Below are 2,824 nucleotides of genomic sequence, written 5' to 3'. Positions count from 1 at the left end.
CTGTGGCTCCTCATCGGGGAGTTCCTTGGGTTCTACGAGTCCGGGGTCAGCGTTCGTGGACGACGGTGCCGTCGAAGACGGTGAGGTCGACCTGTACGTCGGTGATGTCGTGCGGGTCGAGGTCGAGCAGCGGGCGGTCCAGGACGCACAGGTCGGCCGCCTTGCCGGGCTCGACGGTGCCCTTCCAGTCCTCGGCGAAGTCCTGCCACGCGGGGGTCGCGGTGTAGGCGCGCAGGGCCTCGGTGAGGGGCACGCGCTGCTCGGGGCCGCTCGTACGGCCACTGGCCTTGGACTCACGCAGCATCATCGCGGCGACGCCCTGGCGCCAGTCGGGCTCGGTGATCGGCGCGTCGGAGCTCGCGCACACGCGGACGCCGGCCTCGACCGCGGTGCGTACCGGCCACTGGTAGGCGGAGCGCTCGGGTCCCACGACCTCGTCCATCAGGTCGGAGATGGTCCACTTGATGGCCGGGTTCATGTTGACGCCGTATCCGTGGGCGGCCAGCTTCGCCAGGCTGCCGGCGCCGATGAAGTCGCCGTGGATGACGTAGTGCCGGGCGTCCGGGCGGGGCGCGGCGGCGTTCGCGGCGACGAAGGCCTCCACCACGGTGTCGATGGCCCGGTCCCCGGTGACGTGCACACCGAGCTGGAACCCGGCCCGGTGCGCGACGGCGATCATCTCGCGCAGCTCCTCCACCTGCAGCGCGGGAGTGTCGCCGTGCACGCACAGGGCACCGTGGCCGCCCTCCGGGTAGGGCTCGTTCATCCACGCCGTACGGTTGGGCGGCACGCCGTCGGCGAAGATCTTGACGCCGATGGCGTTCAGCCTGCGCGGGTCCGCGGAGGTGGGGCGGCGCAGTTCGTCGAGGCCCTCGCGCAGGTCGTCGGCGGAGCCGCCCATGGGGGCGGGCAGCAGCAACACGCTGACCCGGGCGTGGAGTTCGCCTGCCGCCACGAGTTCGGCGTACGCGGTCCAGTTGTCGGTGGCCAGTCCGCCGAAGAGGGTGCCGGTGCCGCCGGGGCCGAGGCCGGGCTCGGTGTAGCTGGTGATGCCGCGCGTGTGCAGTTCGCGAACCACGCCCCGGATGGCCCGGCGGCGCTCGGCGATCGTGGGGGCGGGGAGCGCGGCCTGGAGGAGTCCTTGGGCCGCCTCGCGCAGGATGCCGGTGGGCTCCTGGTCGGCATCGCGGTCGATGACGCCGCCCGGCGGGGGCGTGCTGCCGGCGTCGATGCCGCACCGGCGCAGCGCCGCGCTGTTGGCCCACACCATGTGCGAGGAGAAGTCCGTGAGGCACACCGGGTGGTGCGGGGAGACGGCGTCCAGGTCATGGCGGTGCGGGAAGCGCCGCGGATCGGCCAGGCATTCGGCTAGGTAACCGGGGTCCCAGCCCAGGCCGATGATCCACTCCCCCGGGCGGGCCGCCTCCGCCGCCTCCCGCACGGCGGCCGCGATGTCGGCGATCGAGCGTACGGCGGGGTGGCCGACGTCGATGGCGAAGGGTGGCTTGGTCATGCCGTAGGCGGCGCCGTGCAGATGGGAGTCGTTGAGGCCGGGCAGGACGGTCCGGCCACGGAGTTCGACCACCCGGGTGCCGGGGCCGGCCAGGGCGCGCATCTCGGCGTCGCTGCCCGTGGCGACGATGTCCCCGCCCCGTACGGCGACGCCCTCGGTGACCGTGAAGTCCCGGTCGACGGTGAGGACCTGACCGCCGGTCAGGACAAGGGTGGGGGCGGAGCGGCGCATGGGGACCTCTTTCGGAAACGGAGGCGGAAGGAGAAGTGGGAGTGGAAGCGGAGTGGTTGCGGGGCTGTGGGCGGGGTCGGCCGCGGTCAACGGGCGCCGCGGGGTGTGAAGTACGCCAGAGCCGCGCCCGCCACGAGGGCGCTGCCCTGCGCCATCTGCTGCCAGAAGGTGGGCACGTCCAGCAGTGTCAGGCCGTTCTGGAGGCAGCCCAGGAACAGCACGCCGAGCAGCACCCCGAGGATCGAGCCGGAGCCCCCGGTGAGCGCGACCCCGCCCACGAGTACGGCGGTGAGGACGGCCAGTTCGAATCCGCTGCCGGAGGTCCCGGCGACCACGCTGTCCAGCACCGACGCCTTGATCGCCCCGGCCAGGGCAGCCGCGACGCCCGTTATCACGAACAGGGCGAAGGGGGTACGGCGGACGTCGATGCCGGAGAGATGCGCGGCCTCCCGGTTGACGCCTACGGCGAAGACGTGCCGGCCCGCGGGAGTGAGCGCGAGGAACAGCGCGCCGGCCACCGTCACTAGCGCGGCGACGACGACCGGTGCGGCGACACCCGAGATCCGTGCCCCGCCCAGCCAGGCGAATCCGGTCCCGAAACCGCTCAGCGGCAACGGGAACAGCTGTTGGGCGAGCCCTCGTACGGCGGTCAGCATGCCGAGCGTCACGATGAACGCCGAGAGCCCGAAGTAGCAGCACAGGAGCCCGTTCACCGCGCCGACCGCCGCTCCCGCGGCCAGCGCGCCGAGTACGGCGACGACGGGCGACTGTCCCTGCCCGGCGAGCCATCCCCCGACCAGTCCGCCGAGGGCGAGGGTGGAGCCGACCGACAGGTCGAGGTAGCCGCTGATGACGAGCAGTGCCGACGGCACCGCCACGACGGCCAGGGTGGCGGCGTCGGTGGCGATGCCCCGCAGGTTCGCCGGGTCGAGAAAGCTGCCCGTGGACAGCTGGAAGACCAGGACCATGGCGATGAGCACGGCGATCAGCGGCTGGCGCCGCAGGGTGGTCAGCCCGCCCGTGGCCAGCAGCCGGGGCCGGGTGAGGACGGAGTCGGCGGCGGTCATGCTGCTCCTTCGG

2 protein-coding genes are annotated in these 2,824 nt (G+C 72.9%); both read right to left on the bottom strand.

Annotation, left to right across the window (positions count from 1 at the left end; genetic code table 11):
* Nucleotides 1-46: 46 nt before the first annotated feature.
* Complete coding sequence (locus EHS43_RS41810; RefSeq protein WP_125195710.1) at nucleotides 47-1,744, bottom strand: amidohydrolase; 1,698 nt, start codon at nucleotides 1,742-1,744, stop codon at nucleotides 47-49.
* Between the two features lie 86 nt (nucleotides 1,745-1,830).
* Nucleotides 1,831-2,811 carry an ABC transporter permease gene (locus tag EHS43_RS41805; protein ID WP_125195709.1) on the bottom strand — a complete coding sequence of 327 codons (981 nt, stop codon included), beginning with the start codon at nucleotides 2,809-2,811 and terminating at the stop codon, nucleotides 1,831-1,833.
* Nucleotides 2,812-2,824: the final 13 nt, after the last annotated feature.

Source organism: Streptomyces sp. RP5T, from assembly GCF_003933965.1.
GTDB lineage: Bacteria > Actinomycetota > Actinomycetes > Streptomycetales > Streptomycetaceae > Streptomyces.
Note: the sequence above shows the minus strand (reverse complement) of the source record. Positions and strands in the feature narration are given on the sequence as shown.